Genomic DNA, 22637 nt, shown 5'->3' on the forward strand with positions numbered 1-22637 from the left:
TAATAGAGCCAAGACTTTTTCAGAGAGAAACCTACGGAGTGTTCCTTCATTAAGACACATGCAGAAATGCTTTCAGCCTAAGGCATTTCCTCTCTTTTCATGGGTTAGCTTAACTACTATGCTCCATCATTGGTTATATCCGAGTATGTTTTATATTTATATAATAATACGGAGCATCGCGTGCCTTGTCAAGAGAGTTTTACGATCTCCCTAAAAGTTTTTTTAACTTTCTGACATCACTCATCGTCAACCCGAATTCAGAAGCAAGTTCAATGGATGAAGCGTGCTGTTCTTTTTCAATAAAATCATGAAAATCCACCCCAAATATCCGTCCATTCATGGATTGGATGTTCATTCCTTTGTCACTTGATCTCATGCCAATCACCTCTGCCTTTTCATTAGATAGGCTTATTATTTCCATCCTTGTGAAAAAATTGCATGGATAAGAGGAATTTCGAGATTTTGTTGGCCAAATTTAACAGTTTAGGAATGATTTTCACTAGTTTTTACGGTAAAATAAGGAATTAGACAAGGAGGGGAAGAATGTCCAAAAAATTTAGTTTACTGCTATTATCTTTAATTCTTTTTTTCGGAGCCTTCCTGCCGCAAGGAAAAAGCAGCGCAGCAAGTGGTTCCATCATTATTTCAAGTGATACAGCCAATATTCGCAGCGGTCCGGGATTGAGCTATCCGCTCGTAAAAATCGCAAACCGAGGCGAGAAGTATTCCATCGTCAAAGAAAAGGACGATTGGATCCAAATTCAGCTTTCTTTTGGCAAAACAGGCTGGGTTGTAAATTGGCTTGTAACAAAAGAAAATGAACAAAAAACAGCTAATGCAGCATCTGCCTCAAATTCTGCAAACACGGTTGCAAAAGCCAATACCGATCAATTAAGGGTTCGTTCCGGACCTGGGACAAGCTTTCAAATTGTCGGATTCGTAAATAAGGGACAGGAAGTTACCGTCCTCGACCAAAACGAAAACTGGTATAAAATCACCTCCACCTTTGGCGAAGGCTGGGTTGCTAGAGAATTTTTAGTTATACAAACTGGGCAGCCCGAAAAGAAACTGGAATCAACTACTTTGAAGGGGACAACATCGGGTGTTGTAAATGGTGATACCTTAAACGTCCGGAAGGAGCCTTCATCATCAAGTTCGGTTCTCGGGAAACTTACCAAAGGGACAATCGTAACGATTTATGATAAGCAAAAGAGCTGGTCTGAGGTTGGATTCGGCACCATGAAAGGATGGGTCAGCTCCGAGTTCATTGATGTACAGGCTGAATCCCAAAAGGTGGACAAGCCGGCAAATGCCAGCGGTATGTCTGGCACTGTTACAGCCAACAGTCTTAGTGTCCGCTCAAGCGCATCGTTGAATGCAGCCATCATTGGCAATGTTACAAAGGGACAAAGTTTTACCATTTTAGAAGAAAATAATAATTGGGCAAAAATAGAGTATAAGAATGGTAGTTTCGGCTGGGTGGCCGGGTGGTATCTTGAAAAATCATCTAGAAAAGCAAGTACTGGGCAATCATCAGGAAAAGAAAATACTATTACCATACTACAGGACGGTACCAATATCCGTAAAAATGCAAATGTACAATCAGACGTGGTTCAACGTGCGAATGAAGGAGAAACTTTTTCGGTTGTCAGCGTCAAGAATGATTGGTATGAAATCAAACTTAAAAATGGAAAATCCGGTTTCGTTGCCGGCTGGATTGTCTCGTCAAACGGTTCTGCACCGAGGATTGAGAAGTCCGGCGCAGAAGGCTATTTAAAAAATAAAACCATTGTACTGGACCCTGGTCATGGCGGCGGTGATAACGGAACAACTGGAGCGAGCGGCACACTGGAGAAGGAACTTACTCTTAGGACAGCTCGTCTTTTATATGATAAATTATCTGCCGCTGGTGCGAATGTCTATATGACCCGAAATAATGATTCTTATCTTACACTCCCGTCAAGAGTGAGTTTAGCGAGTGCGAACCGGGCAGATGCCTTTATCAGTTTGCACTATGACAGCAATTTAGACCGCAGTGTCCGCGGTATGACTGGCTATTATTATCATTCCTACCAAAAATCACTGGCAGATACGATTTTTGCTTCCACCATTGCGCAAACAAAATTAACAAGCCGTGGCGTGCGGTTTGGTGATTTCCATGTAATTCGGGAAAATAGTCAAAAAGCCACTTTGATTGAGCTTGGCTATTTAAGCAACCCTGAGGAAGAAATGACCCTAACTTCCGGTGTGTTCCAGGAAAACGCTGCATCTGGATTATATGATGGACTAGCTCGATATTTTAAAGAGAATTAAAAAGGCTCGGCACTTATTAAGTGCCAAGCCTTTTTTATGCTTTACTTTCAACGATTAAAGTAACTGGACCGTCATTTGTGAGTGATACATCCATCATCGCCCCAAACACGCCTGTTTCAACCTTAACTCCTTTTTCACGAAGCATAGTGTTAAATACTTCATAAAGTTCGACAGCTTGCTTCGGTCTTGCTGCATCCATAAAATTAGGTCTTCTTCCTTTTCGGCAATCCCCATAAAGCGTAAATTGGGAGACAGAAAGAATTTCTCCGCCTACATCCAGAAGGGAAAAATTCATCTTTCCCGCTTCATCTTCAAAGATTCTAAGGTTGACAATTTTATCGGCCAAATAAGCTGCATCATCTTCCCTGTCCTCATGGGTAATTCCAACAAGGAGGACAAACCCTTTTGTAATTTGCCCAGTAATTTCACCGTTCACGGATACTTGGGCAGCTTTACTTCGCTGTACTACAACTCGCATTTTGTAACTCCTTAATTCATGATTCGGCGAACCGAATAAATATCCGGAATTTGTTTGATCCGGTCTACAACCTTCTGGAGATGACTGACATTATGAATGGCAATCGACATAATAATTGTCGCCATTTTATTTCGGTCAGATTTACCAGTAACAGCTGAAATATTTGTTTTCGTTTCATTTACAGCTTGCAGAACTTCATTCAAAAGTCCTCTGCGATCGTAACCGCTGATTTCGATATCGACATTATATTCTTTTCGATCATTTAGAGAAGTTTCCCATTCAACCGGAATTAATCTGGACTGGGCATCATTGGAATCAATGTTCGTACAATCAGAACGATGCACGGACACGCCGCGGCCTTTTGTTATAAAGCCGACAATTTCATCTCCTGGAACCGGATTACAGCATCTTGATAAACGAATTAACAAGTTATCAATACCTTGAACGCGGACACCAGACTCTCGTTTCTTGGTAGAAGGAAATGCCTTTAAATCCGTTATCGCGTTGGTGATGCTGGCCGACTGCTCCTGGTCCCGCTTTTTCCGCCATTTCTCTGTTAAACGGTTGGCCACCTGCAGGGCAGTTACTCCGTTATAACCTACTGCGGCGTACATATCCTCTTCACCTGTAAAATTAAACTTTTCCGCAACCTTTTTTAAATTATCAGGTGTTAGGATTTCTTTAATGTCAAATTCCATCGCCTTTATTTCTTTTTCAACAAGCTCTCTGCCCTTGACAATATTCTCATCTCGGCGCTGCTTTTTAAAGAAGGCCCGGATTTTATTTTTCGCCTGGGAAGTTTGTGCCAGCTTTAGCCAGTCTTGACTTGGACCATAGGAATGCTTGGAAGTAAGAATCTCAATGATATCCCCGGTCTTAAGCGTATAGTCAAGCGTCACCATCTTGCCGTTCACTTTTGCCCCTATCGTCTTATTGCCAATTTCTGAGTGAATGCGGTACGCAAAATCAATAGGAACTGAACCGGACGGCAATTCGATCACATCGCCTTTTGGTGTAAACACAAAAACCATATCGGAAAACAAATCGATCTTTAATGATTCCATAAATTCTTCTGCATTTTGCGTATCATTTTGGAATTCCAGGATTTCTCTGAACCAGGTTAATTTTTGCTCGAAGGTTGAGCTGTCACTTATCGCCTTACCTTCTTTGTATGCCCAGTGGGCCGCAATCCCGAATTCGGCAATCCGATGCATTTCAAAGGTCCGAATCTGAACTTCAAGCGGATCGCCTTTTGGTCCTATGACGGTTGTATGCAGGGATTGATACATATTCGGCTTTGGCATTGCAATATAATCCTTAAAACGCCCCGGCATTGGCTTCCAGCACGTATGAATGATGCCTAGTACCGCATAACAGTCTTTAATACTATTGACAACAATTCGAACGGCCAGCAAATCATATATTTCACTGAATTGCTTATTTTGCAGGGCCATCTTCCGATAAATGCTGTAAATATGCTTTGGTCTGCCAGAAAGTTCGGCTTTTATGGATACCTCATTCATCCGGCTCTTGACTTCGTCGATGACGTCCTCTAAATATTGCTCCCGCTCGGCACGCTTCTTTTTCATTAAGTTAACAATCCGGTAATATTGCTGCGGATTTAAATATCGTAATGCTGTATCTTCCAGCTCCCACTTAATTTTAGAAATACCAAGACGATGCGCTAAAGGGGCAAAAATTTCAAGTGTTTCATTTGAAATCCGACGCTGTTTCTCTAAAGGAAGATGCTTCAATGTCCGCATATTATGCAAACGGTCAGCAAGCTTTATGAGAATGACCCGAATGTCCTGTGCCATTGCCACAAACATTTTTCGGTGGTTTTCAGCCTGCTGCTCTTCGTGCGACTTATATTTAATTTTCCCTAATTTGGTTACTCCGTCGACAAGCATAGCCACTTCGGCATTAAAGGCTACTTCAATATCCTTTAAGGATACATTAGTATCTTCAACAACGTCATGGAGAAAACCAGACGCAACCGTTGCCGGATCCATCTCCAGATCAGCGAGGATGCCTGCAACCTGGATAGGATGGATAATGTATGGTTCGCCTGATTTTCGATATTGTTCACGATGAGCATGCTTCGCGAATTCATACGCTTTTTTCACGAGTTCCACATGTTCTTCATTTAAGTATTTTCTAGTCTTGTCGATGACTTGGTCGGCTGTTAACACTTGATCATTCGCCATGAAATCACCTTTATCTTCATCTCAATTTTATATATATATAAATGTCATCCTATAAAAAATAGTTCCTAAATTAGAATGATTGTTTCTATTATCGAAAAAAATAACAAAGATGTAAAGAGATTGAGAGATTTTTTCAACATTTTACGAAAAAAATGTCGATTTTCTTTATAGTAAAGAGAGCACCCGCCTATCGAGTGCTCCCTTATATTCATTAATATTCCAATAAAGTTAAAATATCATAACCCTCTAGCTTGCTTCTGCCTTCTAAATAAGTTAACTCCACTAAGAAAGCGATACCAGCAACAACGCCGCCGAGCTGTTCTACTAATTTGATTGTAGCGTCGATGGTGCCTCCTGTTGCTAATAAATCGTCGGTAATGAGAACGCGCTGGCCAGGCTTGATAGCATCCTGATGGATGGTTAAGACGTCGCTGCCATATTCTAAGCCGTAATTAACCTTAATGGTTTCGCGTGGAAGCTTTCCTTCTTTACGGACTGGAGCAAAGCCGATTCCGAGTGAATAAGCAACTGGACAGCCAATAATAAAGCCTCTAGCCTCTGGTCCAACAATTAAATCAATATTCTTATCTTGTGCATAAGCAACAATCTGGTCTGTTGCATATTTATATGCTTCGCCATTATTCATTAAAGGAGTAATATCTTTAAACTTAATTCCAGGTTTTGGGTAATCCTCTACGATTGCGATAAATGGTTTTAAATCCATCCTTTTACTGCCTCCTCAATTTCAACCGACTCTTGAATGACTTCGTCGAACCAGCCTTTTAATTCCTGAAAGGATGAAAACAATAAATCTCTTTCAAGAGCATATTGTGCTTGTTTTAATTGATAGGTTCTTGAGTCAGTTAAATCACGCTTCTGCGCTGATCTTTGTAAAGTTATAAATCCATTGTTTATTGTAACAAAATCCAGCTCAGAAAACACCTTTGACATAAAGTAAATCGTTTCCTTTGACCAGCCGCGCTGCTTTGCAATATCATCACCGTAACGTTTAAGGTCAATCGGGCCATTTTTTAACAGGAACGCATAGAACCATTTAAAATGATCCCGGGTTGGAATGGTGCTGAAAAAATCGCTGGACTCTTTATAGAAATAGGCATATACCCTTGCTGGCTGCTTCCCCTTCAATAATTGAGCAACAAGTTCTTTTGATGGCGGAAGATCGACCAGTACGATGTTTGCCTGAAAGCCATCGAAGGCTTGAGCTTCTTCCATATCTTGAATAAGAATGGTTTCAAGCTGAAGTTGTGCGTTTATTTTTTCATAATGCTCTTTGTTAAAAATAATAATTTTTCTATTTTCATTTGGAACCAAATTGGCAATAGTATTGATTCGCTTTTGTCCACGATAATCGAATAGCTGCCAGGACTGTACGGCCATATCATGGATAAAAATTTGCGGTTTACGTATATTGTTCCATTCATTTATCGATAATTCTCCAATGAATGAGATTTTTGATGCTGGAGATATATTATCAACTAATGGACCTAATCCAAACCCGACCCCATCCAATGTGGAGCCATTATCATTCACTAATATTTTCAAATGGTTTTGGTCACTGCCAATTTTTCTAATAGTAGAAATATCAACATTATTTATTAAAACTTTTGGCTTGGAGTTGTCCATACCAAAAGGGGCTAATAGATTTAATTCATCTAATGCCGACAAGTGGATATCAACAAGTTGAACTTCCTCGTCAAGATAGGTTACCGGCATAAAATCTTCTTCCGTCATTAACTCATCTGCAAGATGGTTTAACCTCTGACGGAGCTCTTCCACATCATCCAAATTCAAGGTCATCCCCGCTGCCATAGGATGTCCGCCAAAATGCGGCAGAATGTCGCGGCAGGTAGATAAATTATGAAACAGGTCAAAACCGGCAATACTACGTGCCGATCCTTTTGCCAGCCCTTTTTCCCGATCGAAGCTCAGAACAATCGTAGGGCGATAAAATTTTTCCACCAGTCTTGAGGCAACAATCCCAATAACTCCGGCATTCCAGCCTTCTTTTCCGATGACGAGAACCTTATTGGAGTCAATCGGATAGTTCTGTTCCACTTCTTCGATTGCCTCAAGTGTGATTGTATTAACGATCGATTGCCTTGTTTTATTAAGGTCATCCATTTCTTGCGCTAGATGGTCTGCTTCATCCGGATCATCTGTTAAGATAAGCTGCACCGCCATATCTGCATCTTCCAAACGGCCGACAGCATTAATCCTGGGAGCGAGAGTAAATCCGATTGTTTCTTCGTTAATCGCCGATAAATCCACTCCAGCCAATTTAAAAACAGCCCTTAATCCTATGTTTGTCGTTACCTTCAATTTTTCGAGACCTTTTTTAGCAATTAGGCGATTTTCACCTTTTAAAGATACTAAATCTGCAATTGTGCCGATAACGGCAATCTCAAACAAATGTTCAGGCAATTTTCCATATAAAGCATGTGCTACTTTGAAGGCTACCCCTACTCCGGCCAGCTCACGAAACGGATATATGCTGTCTGGAAGCTTCGGGTGTATGATAGCAAGTGCTTCAGGAAGTACTTGCCCCGGTTCATGGTGATCGGTAATAATTAGGTCAAGCCCCAGCTCTTTTGCCACGTTTGCTTCATGAATCGCAGATATTCCAGTGTCAACAGTAATAATTAATTTTATACCAGACTCAGCTGCCCGACGAAAGGCAGATTCATTTGGACCATAGCCTTCTGTAAAGCGATTAGGGATGTAAAACTGAACATTCGCACCTAAGTCGCGAAGAGTAATCATTAAAACTGAAGTGCTGCTGACTCCATCGGCATCATAATCCCCAAATATAAGTATCGGTTCTTGATTATCTATAGCTTTACGAATTCTATTCACCGCGATGTCCATCCCTTTTAACAGATAAGGGTCGTGGAACTCATCCTTCCCAAATAAAAAATACCGTGCAGAATCTACGGTATCTATTCCACGATTGACAAGCAGCGTAGCAACTAGAGGTGTAATTTTCAATTCATTTGCTAGCATTTTAACAAGTTGGTCATCGGATTTACGAACAATCCATCTTGTTTTTGAGTTCAACATTAGTAGATTCACCCCTCAGACTATCTTATTATACAGGAGCAGGAATCAGCTTTCAATGGAAATAGAAAAGCGCAAGCGCCCGTCTAGCGACGTATGGCCTCCTCGAAAAAGCTCACGCTTTTTCTTCGTGCGATGTTTATGCTTCCGAAGCGTTCCTTGTGGAGCGCTCCAACTGAGATAAAGGAAACACGAAGAGCGTTAGCGCATTCGTGCTTGACTTATCGTAGGGCGGAGAGCGAAGGACACTAGCCGCTGGGCGCTGGAGCTAGACAAGAAAAAACCGCAGAATCTCTGCGGTTTTCAAAAAATTATACTTGCGGTTGATCAGAGTATTTTCTTTTTTCTTTAACTGTTTTAATAACGCCCTTCTTTTTCAGCTCTTTACATTTCAATACATACCATAAAGACCCTGCGATAAAGACGGAAGAATACACACCTACAATTAATCCAACGAACAACGCGATAGAGAAATTAAGGATGGATGGACTTCCAAAAATCATTAAGCAAACCACTGTAATGAGTACAGTTAAGACGGTGTTAATAGACCGGGTTAACGTTTGACGGATACTTACGTTTACGACTTCGGCAATATCCTCAACCGTTTTAAGACGCTTTTTCTTGCGCATATTTTCGCGAATTCTATCGAACGTAACAATCGTATCATGGTTAGAATAACCGATGATGGTCAATACCGCCGCAATAAAGGTCAAATCTACTTCCAGTCTTGTAATACTAAAGATTGCAATCATGAAGAAGGCATCATGAAGGATAGCGGCAATGGCAGCAATCGCCATGTACGCTTCAAAGCGAACAGATACATAGAGAATGATACCGATTGATGCAAACAAGATTGCAAAAAAGGCATTTTTCGCCAGTTCTTTTCCTACAGTCGGAGAAACCGTGCTGACATTCGGCTCAAAGCCAAATTGCTTTTTGAAGTCGGCTTTTAGATCAGCAATTTCATTTTTAGAGAGAACCCCGAGCATTCGTACTGCGCCAATTTGCTTCTTTTCACCTGAAATAACGATATCATCAGGTGTTAAATGATGCTTGGTAAAAGCAGCTTCCACCTTTTCAGTTGTTAAAGGTGTATTAGATTGAACTTCAACTCGTGTTCCACTTGAAAAATCAATTCCTAAATTCATGCGGAAAATGGCGAGAATTATGATACCTGCTACTAGCAGAACACCTGATATCGCAAAAATTGGTTTTCTCAATTTAACAAAATCAATTTTATCAAATCTTGTAGGGAGATTGACTGTATCGATATTTTCGGTAAGAGATCTAATTTGTGACTGGCGTACTGCAAACCAACCTGGTTTATCCTTCAATAAACCACTGTTCACCCAAAGTCCTAATAATAACCGTGCACCGTAAACGTTGGTTAGGAAGCTCATAAGAACACTCACGATTAACATGGTCGCAAACCCTTTTACCGAACTAGTCCCATAGAAGAATAGGACACCTGCGGTTAAGATGGTTGTTAAGTTTGCGTCAAGAATCGCCGTAAATGCATGCTGCTCACCAGCTTGGAAGGCTGACTTAATAGTTCTGCCCACTTTAAGTTCTTCTCTAATCCGTTCATACGTAATAATATTGGCATCGACGGCCATACCGACCCCTAGTATAATCGCCGCGATTCCCGGCAAGGTCAGGACTCCATTCATCCAATCAAAAATCAATAGGACGAGATAAATATAAATGGATAACGTAATAGTTGCAATGAAACCTGGAAAACGATAATAGAAAAGCATAAACAGATAAATGATGATGACACCGATGATTCCCGCTAAAATCGTGTCATGTAAGGCTTGCTCACCGAACTTGGCTCCGACGGAAGTAGAGTATACTTCTTTAAGCTTTACTGGTAAGGAACCTGCATTTAAAAGAGAAGCCAAGGTTTGAGCTTCTTTTGCAGTGAAGCTTCCGACTATGGATACAGTGTCTTGATTGAAAACTTGTTTAACAGTTGGTGCAGATAAATATTTCGGATTCGGCTTTGTTACTTCTGTTTTAAAGGAGTCTTTTCCTTCTTCAAAATCAAGCCAAATAACAAGTACATTTGGATTCATGTTCATAATTTCTTCAGAGACCTTCCGGAATTTATCCGCACTCTTTAATGTTAAAGAAACGCTTGGATTTCCATTTTGGTCAAAGGTTTGCTTCGCTCCGCCCTGCTTTAAGTCAGACCCGTCCATCATCAGACGATCATTGGCATCACGGAAGGATAAGTTAGCTTGAGTGGATAAAATTTCACGTGCTTTATTTTGGTCTTTTACCCCGGCAAGCTGAACGCGAACACGGTTATTACCTTCAATTTGAATATTCGGCTCACTTACCCCCAGCACGTTAATCCGCTTATCAAGTGCTTCCGCGGTACTAGCTAGGACATTTTTGTCAATTTTCTGTCCTTTTTTCGCTGGCTTTACCTCGTACAAGACCTCAAATCCTCCTTGGAGGTCAAGTCCAAGCTTCATATTGTTTAAGATGTTTTTCGTTGTTGCCCCCATTGTGCTTCCGAGAATCAGAACCAGAAGTAAGAAAGCAATAATTCTACTGCGTTTTACCATTATGTATTGTTCCTCCTTAGTGCGTGTGCATAGCACTTTTACCTGCAAGTCCTATATAAAAATAATAAAAAAGTCACTGCTATCATTATGGAATAAGTAAGAAAGTGTGTCAATTTACAAATAAATGAAAACGTTCTATTTCAATAGCTCTTTCCATTCATTTTCATCATCAAAAGAGAACTCAGCCGTTTTAAAGGCTTCAATTGTAGCAAAGTTCATATAATCGCTAACCTTAACAGAGAGTATTTCTTGGATCATTTCGTACAGCTTCATTTCATCTTTTACCTTTTTCCACTTTTTCTTAATTAAAAAATTCCAAAGCTCCTTTTCCGTTACTGAGTCAATTCCTAGTAAGCGAAACTCAAAAAGTTTACTTTTTAAGGCCGGCTGTACCTGGGTTCGAAAATGATCATATTTATGGCTGTTATCCATTTTAACTACCCCCTGAGAGAAGTCCCTAAAGTTCTTGAACCTTTGCAAAAAGCCAAGACAACTTGTCATGCTTTGTCCACCATGATGCATATAGTTAATTGTATATGATAACGCCTATTTTGAGAAGGTGGGAAGTAGAATGTCGAAGTTTTTAAAAGGGACCTTTATCCTATTAGTGGCTGGTTTTATAACAAGGGTCCTGGGGTTTATTTATCGAATCGTGCTAGCTCGCAGCATTGGCGAAGAAGGTGTTGGCTTATATATGATGGCCTACCCCACGTTTATCCTCGTGGTTACGATAACGCAGCTTGGGCTCCCAGTTGCCATCTCCAAAAATATTGCCGAGGCGGAAGCAAGAAAGGACTATGGTGAAATTAAAAAAATTCTGGTGGTTTCCCTTGCCATCACCATTGGACTTTCCATTCTTATTACTCCGGCATTGCTTTTACTGGCACCCATACTTTCCAACACGCTTTTCACCGATCAAAGGACTTATTATCCTTTAATAGCGATTGCACCAGCACTGCCAATTATCGCAATATCTTCAGTGTTAAGAGGATACTTCCAAGGAAGACAAAACATGCGTCCCTCCGCTGTCTCTCAGATTTTAGAACAGCTGGTGAGAATAACCCTGATTGCAACTGCTACAAAAACCTTCCTCCCTTATGGGGTTGAATATGCAGCGGCAGCCGCCATGGCCGCTTCTGTTTTAGGTGAATTGCTATCCCTTATTTATTTGCTGACCATGTTTAAATTAAAAAAGCGTTTTAAACTGAGGAAAAATTTTTTCCAATTTGTTCATAAAGGAAAGCGGACCTTTAAAGAATTAATGGAAATCGCCCTGCCCACGACGGGGAGCAGGATGATTGGATCATTAGCCTGGTTTTTCGAGCCAATCGTTGTGGCCCACAGTTTATCTCTTGCAGGTGTACTAGCCGTGAATGCAACGAAACAGTATGGAGCTTTAACTGGTTACGCCATGCCGCTGTTAATGCTGCCTTCGTTTGTTACGTTTTCTTTAGCAACTTCACTGGTCCCGGCAATCAGTGAAGCCAATTCCAAAAATAATCATAAATTAATCGAATACAGGCTCCAGCAAGCACTGCGTTTTGTTTTTTTATCAGGGGGACTTGCTGTCATCATCCTATATGTTTTGGCGGACCCGCTTATGCAGCTCATGTACGGCTCTACGAAGGGAGCCTATTTTATTAAAATCATGGCTCCATTCTTTTTGCTTTTTTATTATCAAGGACCCTTACAGGCCGTCCTTCAAGCGTTAAATCTGGCAAGAGCGGCCATGATTAATAGTCTCATCGGAGCCGTAGTGAAAACAGCTGTCATCTTCTTACTTGCTTCCCAGCCATCCTTTGGAATTACTGGCGCCGCTCTTGGGATCATTGTTGGTTTTGTTTTAGTTACCATCCTACATTTTGCAACAGTAATGAAGCGAGTGGCCTTTTCCTTTTATATTCGGGATTATTTGAAGGGATTTCTTGTCATGGCGGCATCAGGCTGGCTTGGCTATTGGTTATTTGAAAATATTCTTCCAAAAGAAGCGTTAACAATTCGCGTTTTAATCTCAGTTTCTGGGATGAGCCTTTCCTACATTTTTATGTTAATCTTTTTCGGTCTTCTCAAAAAAGAAGAACTGCAGCGAATACCGTGGATACGAAACTTTATTGCCTTTCGCTAAAGAAGACACGCTTAAAATCTGCGTGTCTTCTTTTATTCATCCTGCAGGTCAATAAAGAATTTTCCGTTCTCATAGCTGCAAAACGAAATCTTTTTCACATCGCGGTAGCCCTTTTTTTTTAATTCCTGACGCAGCCATAGATTGGTTTTATTAATTCTTTTTAAATTTTCTTCCTCGATGGAACCATCAATAATTAAAGGAATGGTAATATCCCCTTGCTTCGGGACTTCGTTGCTGTTTTTTAATTTTTCAATGACGGACAGGCTTCCAGATGACTCTAATATGGCAAACTCAACATCAGCAATACTGCGTATGTCTTTTTCCCTTAATTGTGTCATTAAATCATCGAAATTGTAACGCTGCTTGCGCATCGCGACTTCGTCTATTTTCCCGCGATTGATAATAATGCTCGGTTTTCCATCAACCAGATCGCGAAATCTTTTACTTTTTAAAGAAATGATGGCCATGATGATTTGGATGAACATCAATAAAACCATTGGTACGATTGCATGGAGCACACGGACATTTGGTCTTTCAATAGCAACAACTGCCAGTTCGCCAATCATAATAAAAACGACGAGATCAAGAATGCTTAATTCCCCTATTTCGCGCTTACCCATCATTCGAAAAATGATCAAAATGAGTATGTAAAAAATAATTGTTCGAAACACAATTGTTAAATATGGTTCCACTTTGTTCCGCCCCTTTTTTTCCATTCAAAACTATTGTTTGCAGTTTGCGGAGGATAATTATAGGAATAAACTTCCAAAGTTCTTTATTTATTGTGATGAAAATTTATTCTACTTTTTCTCCTTCATGAATACGCTTGTACTAGGACAGAAACTGTCTACTAAAGGCAGGGTATCAGCCTTTAACGACTGAAGGGGGAGAGAAAAATCGAATCTAAAAGCTTTGGAACATCAATTCTGTATGGATTAATCTTTATTATTGCATTCGCAGCTGTCTGCAGCGTGATTTTTGCGTTTATTCTTCGATTTACATCAGCTAGGGAAGGCTCACTTCAATATGTGATAACAGCCTTATCGTTTATCGGCTTATTTGGCGGCGGCTTTCTATCTGGTGGAAAACGGAAAGAAAAGGGCTGGCTGATAGGAGGAACTACGGGGTTTATTTACTCATTCATTGTCTTTTTGTTTCAATATTTGGGCTATGATCACCTCTTTAATGCCGAGCAGGTTATCTATCATACCTGCTACACCTTGATCGCAATGATGGGCGGTATTCTTGGGGTTAATATCGCAACAAATAATAAAAGACATGCATAAATATTAAAAGGAAGCCCTCATAGAAGGCTTCCTTTTGTATTATACTTCTGCAGTCTTTGAAACTTCAGTCACTTCTCGAATCGCATTACGGTCGTATGTAAGACGGCTGCCGTCTCCACATTTAATTACGACTTTGCTTTCATCGATTGAGTCGATAAAACCATGTAAACCGCCAATCGTGACGATTTTATCACCCTTTTTTAAGTCAGTTTGCATTTGACGAACCGCTTTTTGGCGTTTTTGCTGCGGGCGAATCAATAAGAAATAAAATAACACAAACATTAAAATTAATGGAATGAGTGTAGTCATGTTTTGCATCATGTTTCCCTCCTTTCAAAAAAATCTATTAGAAATTTTTCGCATTAGGCTTATTAAAGCCATACTGCTCAAAAAATTCTTCGCGGAAATCACCAAGCCTGTCTTCCATAATGGCTTGTCTGACCTTCTCCATTAATCTTAACAGAAAATAAAGATTATGGTAAGACGTTAAACGAATTCCAAACGTTTCATCACATTTTATTAAGTGACGAATATAGGCTCTGCTATAATTCCGGCATGTGTAGCAATCGCATTCAGGATCAAGCGGTCCAAAATCTTTAGCAAATTGAGCATTTTTGACAACTAAGCGGCCCGAACTTGTCATGAGGGTACCATTTCTTGCAATCCTTGTTGGCAGTACACAGTCAAACATATCAATACCACGGATGGAACCATCAATTAGAGAGTCCGGGGAACCTACTCCCATTAAATAGCGTGGTTTATTTGTTGGTAATAGCGGTGTTGTGAATTCTAGCACACGATTCATGACATCTTTTGGTTCACCAACGGATAATCCGCCGACAGCGTACCCTGGGAAGTCCAGCGAAACGAGATCTTTTGCACTTTGACGGCGAAGCTCCTCATACTCTCCTCCCTGAACGATTCCAAATAAGCCTTGATCTTCTGGACGCTGATGCGCGCTCAAACAACGCTCTGCCCATCTTGAGGTCCGCTCCACTGATTTTTTCATATATTCAAATGTAGCAGGATATGGCGGGCACTCATCGAAGGCCATCATGATATCGGAACCAAGGGCATTCTGAATTTCCATCGCCTTTTCCGGTGATAAAAATAATTTTTCCCCGCTCATGTGGTTGCGGAAATGAACACCTTCTTCTTCAATTTTACGGAATTCACTTAAACTGAACACCTGGAATCCGCCGGAATCTGTTAAAATAGCGCGATCCCAATTCATAAATTTATGCAGCCCGCCAGCTTCTCTAATAATCTCATGCCCAGGGCGAAGCCATAAATGATAGGTGTTACTTAAAATTATCCCTGCCCCCATCTCCTTTAAGTCCTCTGGGGACATCGTTTTAACGGTCGCAAGCGTTCCAACCGGCATAAAGGCAGGTGTATCAAAGGATCCATGCGGGGTATGAACTCTCCCAAGCCGCGCCCCTGTTTGTTTACATGTTTTAATTAACTCATAGCGAATCGCTGTCAAATTATTTTCTCCTTCCAAAAGGCGGTGTGAGCAGAGCTTAGCAGTGATTCACACATGCGGAGCTCCGCCCTTTTTCCACTAGATGATAAACATTGCATCGCCAAAGCTAAAGAACCGGTATCGTTCTTCAACAGCTGTATTATAGGCGTGCAAAACATTGTCTCTTCCAGCTAAGGCACTTACGAGCATGATTAGTGTTGATTTAGGTAAATGGAAATTGGTAATCATCCCGTCAATCGCTTTAAATTCGTAGCCTGGATAAATAAAAATACTTGTCCAGCCGCTGCCTGCAATAAAATGTCCATCGTTTTGCGAGGCAATCGTCTCTAATGTCCGGGTCGAGGTTGTTCCCACGGTAATAATTCGTCCACCGGTTTCTCTGACATCGTTAAGAAGTCTGGCTGTCCCTTCAGTGACCATATAGTATTCAGAATGCATATCATGTCCTTCTACATCGTCCACGCTGACTGGTCTAAATGTACCAAGACCGACATGCAGAGTGATAAAGGCGATATGAACACCCTTTTCTTTAATAGCATTCAATAGATCTTCAGTAAAATGAAGACCGGCCGTTGGTGCCGCAGCGGATCCAGGCTCGCGGGCAAATACGGTCTGGTACCGTTCTCGGTCATCCAGCTGCTCTTTGATGTAAGGTGGCAGAGGCATTTCGCCTAATTGGTCGAGGACTTCGTAAAAAATGCCTTCATATTTAAATTCCAAGACTCTGCCGCCATGATCGGAAGTTCCGGTGCAAACGGCTTTTAGAAGCCCATCGCCGAATTCGATTTCCGTTCCTTCTTTCACCCTTTTTGCCGGTTTCACGAGGGTTTCCCATTGGTCGCCTTCAAGCTGTTTTAACAGTAATACTTCAATTTTGGCTCCGGTATCTTGCTTTACGCCAAAAAGGCGTGCAGGAAGAACCCTTGTATCATTTAAAACAAGGCAATCCCCTTCACGCAAGTACTCGGTTATATTTTTAAATACTTCATGTTTTAGTTCGCCTGTTTCTTTATTTAAGACCATTAATCTGCTGTCAGTCCGGTTTTGCAGCGGGACTTGCGCAATTAATTCCTCAGGCAAATGAAAATCAAAAATATCTACTTTCATAAAATTACATCCTTACTATAACGTTTTAAAATACGTGCTCACTTTGCAGGGGTATCCATGCCGAAATGATGATAAACGGCGGGTGTTACCATTCTGCCTCTTGGTGTTCGCTGCAGGAAGCCAATTTGTAATAAATAGGGTTCATAAACATCTTCAATTGTTTCGGCTTCTTCGCCAATTGATGCAGCAATTGTATCAAGGCCGACAGGACCACCGCGGAATTTTTTAATAATCCCTTTTAACAGCTTGTGATCGATATGGTCCAGACCTAGCCGGTCTACCTGTAGCAATTCAAGCGCTTCTCTCGCAAGGGCGATGTCAATAGTACCGTTTCCCTTAACTTGGGCAAAGTCACGAACCCTTCGGAGGAGACGATTGGCAATCCTTGGTGTTCCCCTTGCTCTTCTTGCAATTTCTGAGGCTGCCTGTTCATCTATTTCCGTTTCGAATAAGTCTGCCGTTCTGATAACAATATTTTTTAACTGATCTTCTTTATAATACTCGAGCCGGCATAAAACTCCAAATCGATCACGCAATGGCGCCGATAAAGATCCAGCCCTGGTGGTTGCACCGACCAATGTAAACGGCGGGAGATCCAAGCGGACAGACCTTGCACTTGGACCTTTCCCAATAACAATATCAAGGCAGAAATCCTCCATCGCAGGATACAGAACCTCTTCAATCGTACGCGGCAGCCGGTGTATTTCATCGATAAATAAAACATCTCCAGGCTCAAGCGCTGTTAGGATTGCTGCTAAATCGCCAGGTCTTTCAATAGCCGGCCCGGAGGTTGTCCGAAGGTTAACGCCCATTTCATTGGCAATTATGACAGCAAGGGTTGTTTTCCCCAAACCCGGAGGACCATATAGAAGAACATGGTCCAGCGTTTCCTTCCGAAGCTTTGCAGCCTTAATAAAAATTTCTAAATTTTCCTTGACCTGGTTTTGTCCAATATATTGCTTTAAGGTTTGCGGTCTGAGACTTTGTTCAATGCTTATTTCACTTTCATTAGCTTCACTAGAAATAATCCGGTCATCCATAAATTATCACCTATTTTAAAAGGCGTTTTAAGGCCTGTTTAATGTATTGATCAGTTGACATCTGCTCTTTTCTTAATTCAGGTGAAATCTTTTTTATTTCTTTATCAGAATAACCCAGTGCTTTTAAAGCAAGAATGGCTTCTTCAAAGGCCGTATTGTTCGTTTGAGTATGTAGTGGAAGTGTGTCGGCATTGAACAGATTAGGGAAGTAATCTGGAACGACATCCTGTAATTTTCCTTTTAAATCGAGGATCATTTGCCTTGCTGTTTTTTTGCCTACTCCAGGAAATTTAACGAGGAAGGCTTCGTCTTCATTTTCGATGGCGTTCACCACCTGTTGGACTTCACCAGAGGCAAGGATCGCGAGTGCCCCCTTCGGCCCAATACCCGATACATTTAACAATTTCGTAAATAGCTTTTTCTCTTCCCTGGATTGGAAGCCAAATAGCGCCATTACATCTTCGCGAACATAATGGTAGGTATATACAGTAACCATTGTTTCCAATTTACCAGAATAAACAAATGGATTGGGTGTCGCGATTTGATAGCCAATTCCATTATTTTCAATGACAATATATTCAGGCCCGACAAATTCAACGGCCCCTTTAATAAATTCAAACAATCGTATTCTCTCCCTTAGTTTTTCACCGTATTTCATTCTACCATAATTTTTTGTTTAAGAAAGAAATAAAAAACAGGCTGATTTATTTCAACCAGTCTGTTTCAAAGAGTGAATTTATTCTTTTTTTAACGAATACGGCTTAAAGGTTTCTAAAACTTGAACATATTGATCTTTGGTTTTAATGGGGATGCCTTGAATTAATTCTTCTTGTTTCTTACTTTCAAGTTTTCTAATATCTATTTGAAAAAACGATTGAATGATTCTTGATTGGCCCGGTCTTCCATTAAAAATGGTCAAAACCCCATCTTCTGTTATACCGAAAAAGCCATTTGCTTTTAATAACGGGGATATATCATCGACCTTCCTTCTAAAAACAAAAGTCGATTCTTCCATTTCCGTTAGCTTCCATTGATCATACTTTGCCCAGAAGTTCGCCATTGACCAACATGTTTCATGAACGACTTCTTGACTAATTTCCCCATCGAGATAGATTCGTTCTAAAATAACCGTCAGGTGCTGAGGTTCCGTCTTTTGCCGGTCATCGACCTGTGCGGCCGATCCAGTAATTTCAGAAGCCCCGCCGATTAGTATATATAGTAAAACAGAAAAAATGGCTAAGCTATACTGTGACAATGCTTTCCAATTGAACCTCATGCTGCTCACCTCTTTTTGTTATAAAATGAACAAACTTTACAGTTCTAGTTTAGCCTATTTTTCCCTTAATATCCGTAAAATAAATAAGGGCAAAGCCTATAAGCTTTGCCCGTTTTGAACTATTTAGAATATCTGTTTGGAACTTCTTCGCTTTGACGGCGGTCCTTATTCGCTTTCGGCTGCCGCTGCGGTACATCATTATTGATGTTGCGGTCGCGTCCAATTGTCCCCTCATCTGTAATGACAGTTACGGATTTTCCGTTCACGTAAGGCTTCACCGCATTCTTAATAGCCCTTTTGGTTGCGGCCTCCTTGTCACGGTCCACTAAGTTAACCGAAACAATAACAGTGTTTCCATAGGCAACGGATCTTACTGATTGAACATTATCGATGTTTGAAACCTTGCTTCTGATATTATCAGTTATATTTTCTTGTGCATGTTTATCTGTTGCTTCCCCGGTCTTACCAATATTTTTATTCAAGTGACCGTGATAATTCATATCACTGGTACTAAATCGGTTATCCCGCTGAAAGAAATTACGGTCGGTCTTTGCTAAAGGTGTTGTAGGGTTTTTTGGGTTGCCGTTTTCATCCCTTGTCTGAAGCAGTTTTCTTTTTTGATTGTTTACAATTGTATCCTCATCCCCAAGGGTATGATCCATCATTTCCGTAAAGGCACCATCATTGTCTCTAAGAAAACCATAATTATTATTGTGGTTTTCATTGGAGTAATACCCCATCGGACGAGCTAAATTATTGTTCCCTTGATTCACACCTGCACGGTTATTATCATTATTACAGCCAGCCAGCCCCATCATCATCACGGCTGAAAGAGGAATCATCCACTGCTTCTTGTTCAAGCGAAAAACCCCCTTAGTTCATCCTGAGCATGCTTTAACATGCTCGTTATTAGGGTGCAATTTTTTAGGGGTTTTCATTCATTTTTCATTCATCCACTATGGTTTTAATTCGGTCAATAAATTTTTTTCTAGTGTAAAACTGATTAATCGTTAAATCCATCACCTGTTTTAATTTAGCCTGGTCAGAATACGATTTTTCCCTAATGATTCTGTTCCACTCCCGAAAAATATCAGCGGGATAGACTAAGGCATACAAAAAAGGTTTTTGATGAATATATTTCTTAATTGGTTCATATTGGAGCAGCTTATCAAACGACCAGTCAAGATAAGGAAGAATCCGATTGGCGTATTGTAAATAATCAAAAGCTGCGGGGCCGATGCTGATTAAATCAAAATCGATTAATAATAATGTTCCACTTTTGTCGCGTAAAAAATTATGATGGGCAACATCCCCATGCAAAATCACATATGGTTCTTTTTTAAAAAAGAGGTATTCCTTTTCCATACCCGCAAGTGACCATTCTGCCCATGAGACCATTTCCGATATAAAGGGTTCATTGAAAAAATATTTAACGAAAGGAAGATTGTTTGAAAAAATATGATTCCGCTCTGTCCACTTACCAATTAAATCCGCTTTCGGCAGCAATCTACGATACCGTGCTTCAAAGGATGCCGTTGTTTGATGAAATTGTTCGAGAAGGTCAATCCCTTCCTGGCGGTTTTTATGCGAGTGAAAGGAAAAAGTGGTTTTACTCGGGGCAATATACTCGATGCAGCCAAAGTAAATACCTTCAAAAAACAACGGTTCTTTCAAACTGGGATTAAGAAATTTATATGTTTTGCTGAAACCTTCATTGTTCAATGTGGTAGTAAACGCTTCTTGAAGTCTAAGTCTGCTGTTGGTTTGGTACCCTTTCATGATATAAGTATTTTTCTCTGTTTTTAAAAATATAACAGATTTTCTAATCGGAACCATTTGGATGATTTTTTCTGTAAACTGCGACCGAAAATAAGAGAGGAGACGATTATAATAATCATCGTCTCCATTTTTGTTTTTTGTTGTATTAACTGCTTTCATCCTGGAACCCTTGCATTCCATAAGGATTAATCCCAACCGGTCCCATTCCATAGGGGTTCATAAATGGAGGCTGAGCAACATTACCCGGTCCAGAATATGGCGCACTAAAAATTGGCGGTGTTGGCGGTATAAAGGCTGGTGCAACATTTGTTGGTGCTGCTGGTATTCCGGCAGGCATTCCTGCAGGCATACCTGCTGGGACTGCGCCGCAGCCGCAATCATCTAAGGCACCTGTCCCGACAGGCAGTCCTTGCGTTGGATAAGGCTGCTGCATATAAGGTATTTGTGCTCCGTAGCTTGGAACTGGTGCTTCTGCTGTCTCAAAATCTTCTCCCATAGTCTGTGGGACTCCGCCCATTCCTGGAGGGTATCCATACGGCATTTGACCATATGGTACTCCCATTCCATATGGGTTTACCATTCCTGGACCTCCATACATCGGTCCAGGCGCAAATCCAGTCGGATGATGTGGGGCATGGTAATAGGATGAACTTTCGACAGGGTGTCCACCTGGTACTCCTGGTGGAAAGCCCGCTGGTGTGGCTCCAGGGAAACCTACTGGTGCTGCTCCAGGGAAACCTACTGGTGCTGCTCCAGGGAAGCCACCTGGCATTTGTCCATATCCGGCTGGAACTTGCCCAAATGCTGCTGGATCCACATAAGGCTGCTGGAAAGCTGGATTTTGGACGGCGCCTGGAATAAATCCTGGGTTCATTGCAGGCATTTGCGGCATAAATGATGATGATTCATCATGAAAGTGCTGTGGTACAAAGGGTGCCCCCGCTACATTTGGAGCAAAACCTGGTGCTACAGGCGGGTATCCAGCCATACCAGGCATCACACCAGGCATTACACCACCAGGCATCACACCACTCGGCATTACACCACCAGGCATTTGCGGAAACGGCATATACGGTGTTGGTACCGGGAAACCTCCGCCAAATGGCGGGCAGAATCCTGGCCCAGGCATAACTGGTGTCATTGGAACACAGTCTTGAACAGGCATTTGAATTGGTGCTTCCATAACAGGTTCAGGAATTGGATTTGCTTTTATTGGCATTTCTTTTATTGGTACTTCTTTTATTGGCATTTCTTTCTTAGGAACTTCTTTTATTTCAGGAAGAATATTGGTTGGCTTCGGCGGCAGCTGCGGTTGAGGAATCATATTTGTCATATTCATCATATAGTAGTTGTTAATATCAATTTCTGGGACTACTTGCAGGGGCATTTTTGGAGTATAGGGTGCTTTTGGCGCTTCTTTAATGATTGGCTTCTCTTTCGCAATTGGTACTTCTTTGATTGGAGCTGCTTTGATTGGAGCTTCTTTAATCGGTGCCTCCTTAATCAGCGATTCTTTTAATGGTTTCTCTTTGGCAATCGGCATTTCCTTTTTTGCTCCCATATTGATTGTCGTACCTGGATTGTGTCCTGCAGGTGCTCCTTTTTTTATCGTTCCACCTGAAGTTGGGACCTTTACTTTCATTCCGGGCATAATCATATCAGGGTTGCTGAGCTGTGAATTCATCTTTTTCAGCTCTTCAAAATTCACGCCGTACTTCTTGGCGATCTTCCAAAGAGTATCCCCTTTCTGTACGATATGGATCTTCACTCTGATTTCCCTCCTATGGCATAAGTCCATATAGTGTATGTGAAGATGGGCAAAGTGCTAACATTCTTCAAAAAAACTTATGCTAGTTTTTTTAAAAATATGAATGAGTCCCGGAATAAATGAG

20 protein-coding genes and 1 other annotated feature (1 of these 21 cut by a window edge) are annotated in these 22637 nt (G+C 41.1%); of the genes, 3 read left to right on the top strand and 17 right to left on the bottom strand.

Annotated elements, in window-relative coordinates; translation table 11 throughout:
• Window positions 1–139, bottom strand: a binding site (T-box leader) (it extends 102 nt beyond the left edge of the window).
• Window positions 140–199: 60 nt separating this feature from the next.
• On the bottom strand, window positions 200–376 hold the full coding sequence (locus ACIFOT_RS17520; protein WP_223591214.1) for a hypothetical protein: 177 nt from the start codon (window positions 374–376) through the stop codon (window positions 200–202).
• Window positions 377–543: 167 nt separating this feature from the next.
• Here ACIFOT_RS17520 and ACIFOT_RS17525 point away from each other — a divergent pair, with 167 nt between their 5' ends.
• Entirely contained in the window at window positions 544–2313 is a 1770-nt protein-coding gene (locus ACIFOT_RS17525; protein WP_430066625.1) for an SH3 domain-containing protein, read from the top strand.
• A 34-nt stretch (window positions 2314–2347) separates the two neighbouring features.
• On the opposite strand, the gene dtd is transcribed toward ACIFOT_RS17525, so the two are convergent.
• From dtd to ACIFOT_RS17555, 6 genes are all read right to left on the bottom strand, one after another.
• Window positions 2348–2791 (bottom strand): D-aminoacyl-tRNA deacylase, encoded by a 444-nt coding sequence (dtd, locus tag ACIFOT_RS17530; RefSeq protein WP_430066626.1) that lies wholly within the window; start codon window positions 2789–2791, stop codon window positions 2348–2350.
• 11 nt (window positions 2792–2802) lie between these two features.
• On the bottom strand, window positions 2803–4998 hold the full coding sequence (locus tag ACIFOT_RS17535) for a RelA/SpoT family protein (RefSeq protein ID WP_430066627.1): 2196 nt from the start codon (window positions 4996–4998) through the stop codon (window positions 2803–2805).
• Between the two features lie 211 nt (window positions 4999–5209).
• A complete protein-coding gene (locus ACIFOT_RS17540; protein WP_430066628.1) occupies window positions 5210–5722 on the bottom strand; it encodes an adenine phosphoribosyltransferase in 513 nt (170 codons plus the stop codon).
• Window positions 5713–8076 carry a single-stranded-DNA-specific exonuclease RecJ gene (gene recJ / locus ACIFOT_RS17545; protein WP_430066629.1) on the bottom strand — a complete coding sequence of 788 codons (2364 nt, stop codon included), beginning with the start codon at window positions 8074–8076 and terminating at the stop codon, window positions 5713–5715. Before recJ ends, ACIFOT_RS17540 begins: the two co-directional genes overlap by 10 nt.
• A 308-nt stretch (window positions 8077–8384) precedes the next feature.
• A complete protein-coding gene (secDF, locus tag ACIFOT_RS17550) occupies window positions 8385–10646 on the bottom strand; it encodes a protein translocase subunit SecDF (RefSeq protein ID WP_430066630.1) in 2262 nt (753 codons plus the stop codon).
• Between the two features lie 135 nt (window positions 10647–10781).
• Window positions 10782–11078: a post-transcriptional regulator gene (locus ACIFOT_RS17555; RefSeq protein ID WP_430066631.1), complete on the bottom strand. Its 297-nt coding sequence runs from the start codon at window positions 11076–11078 to the stop codon at window positions 10782–10784.
• A gap of 139 nt (window positions 11079–11217) precedes the next feature.
• On the opposite strand from ACIFOT_RS17555, the gene spoVB reads away from it, so the two are divergent.
• Entirely contained in the window at window positions 11218–12771 is a 1554-nt protein-coding gene (gene spoVB / locus ACIFOT_RS17560; RefSeq protein WP_430066632.1) for a stage V sporulation protein B, read from the top strand.
• A 32-nt stretch (window positions 12772–12803) separates the two neighbouring features.
• Here spoVB and ACIFOT_RS17565 read toward each other — a convergent pair whose 3' ends face one another.
• Entirely contained in the window at window positions 12804–13463 is a 660-nt protein-coding gene (locus tag ACIFOT_RS17565) for a DUF421 domain-containing protein (protein ID WP_430066633.1), read from the bottom strand.
• 234 nt (window positions 13464–13697) lie between these two features.
• Between ACIFOT_RS17565 and ACIFOT_RS17570 the strand changes: the two genes are divergently transcribed.
• Window positions 13698–14057, top strand: coding sequence for a TIGR04086 family membrane protein (locus ACIFOT_RS17570; RefSeq protein ID WP_430066660.1), 360 nt, complete (start codon window positions 13698–13700; stop codon window positions 14055–14057).
• Between the two features lie 39 nt (window positions 14058–14096).
• On the opposite strand, the gene yajC is transcribed toward ACIFOT_RS17570, so the two are convergent.
• From yajC to safA, 9 genes are all read right to left on the bottom strand, one after another.
• Complete coding sequence (gene yajC, locus ACIFOT_RS17575) at window positions 14097–14375, bottom strand: preprotein translocase subunit YajC (RefSeq protein ID WP_430066661.1); 279 nt, start codon at window positions 14373–14375, stop codon at window positions 14097–14099.
• 28 nt (window positions 14376–14403) lie between these two features.
• Window positions 14404–15543, bottom strand: a complete 1140-nt coding sequence (gene tgt / locus ACIFOT_RS17580) for a tRNA guanosine(34) transglycosylase Tgt (protein ID WP_430066634.1) — start codon at window positions 15541–15543, stop codon at window positions 14404–14406.
• A gap of 78 nt (window positions 15544–15621) precedes the next feature.
• A complete protein-coding gene (gene queA, locus ACIFOT_RS17585) occupies window positions 15622–16650 on the bottom strand; it encodes a tRNA preQ1(34) S-adenosylmethionine ribosyltransferase-isomerase QueA (protein ID WP_430066635.1) in 1029 nt (342 codons plus the stop codon).
• Window positions 16651–16688: 38 nt separating this feature from the next.
• Window positions 16689–17690 (bottom strand): Holliday junction branch migration DNA helicase RuvB, encoded by a 1002-nt coding sequence (gene ruvB / locus ACIFOT_RS17590; protein WP_430066636.1) that lies wholly within the window; start codon window positions 17688–17690, stop codon window positions 16689–16691.
• Window positions 17691–17700: 10 nt separating this feature from the next.
• Window positions 17701–18312, bottom strand: coding sequence for a Holliday junction branch migration protein RuvA (ruvA, locus tag ACIFOT_RS17595; RefSeq protein ID WP_430066637.1), 612 nt, complete (start codon window positions 18310–18312; stop codon window positions 17701–17703).
• 114 nt (window positions 18313–18426) lie between these two features.
• On the bottom strand, window positions 18427–18966 hold the full coding sequence (locus tag ACIFOT_RS17600) for a BofC C-terminal domain-containing protein (protein ID WP_430066638.1): 540 nt from the start codon (window positions 18964–18966) through the stop codon (window positions 18427–18429).
• Window positions 18967–19085: 119 nt separating this feature from the next.
• Window positions 19086–19826: a YhcN/YlaJ family sporulation lipoprotein gene (locus ACIFOT_RS17605; RefSeq protein ID WP_430066639.1), complete on the bottom strand. Its 741-nt coding sequence runs from the start codon at window positions 19824–19826 to the stop codon at window positions 19086–19088.
• Between the two features lie 85 nt (window positions 19827–19911).
• Window positions 19912–20904, bottom strand: a complete 993-nt coding sequence (locus tag ACIFOT_RS17610; protein WP_430066640.1) for a phosphotransferase — start codon at window positions 20902–20904, stop codon at window positions 19912–19914.
• On the bottom strand, window positions 20891–22513 hold the full coding sequence (safA, locus tag ACIFOT_RS17615; protein ID WP_430066641.1) for a SafA/ExsA family spore coat assembly protein: 1623 nt from the start codon (window positions 22511–22513) through the stop codon (window positions 20891–20893). The genes ACIFOT_RS17610 and safA overlap by 14 nt, the downstream gene beginning before the upstream one ends.
• Between the last annotated feature and the right edge of the window lie 124 nt (window positions 22514–22637).

Source organism: Neobacillus sp. NRS-1170 (assembly GCF_050468025.1).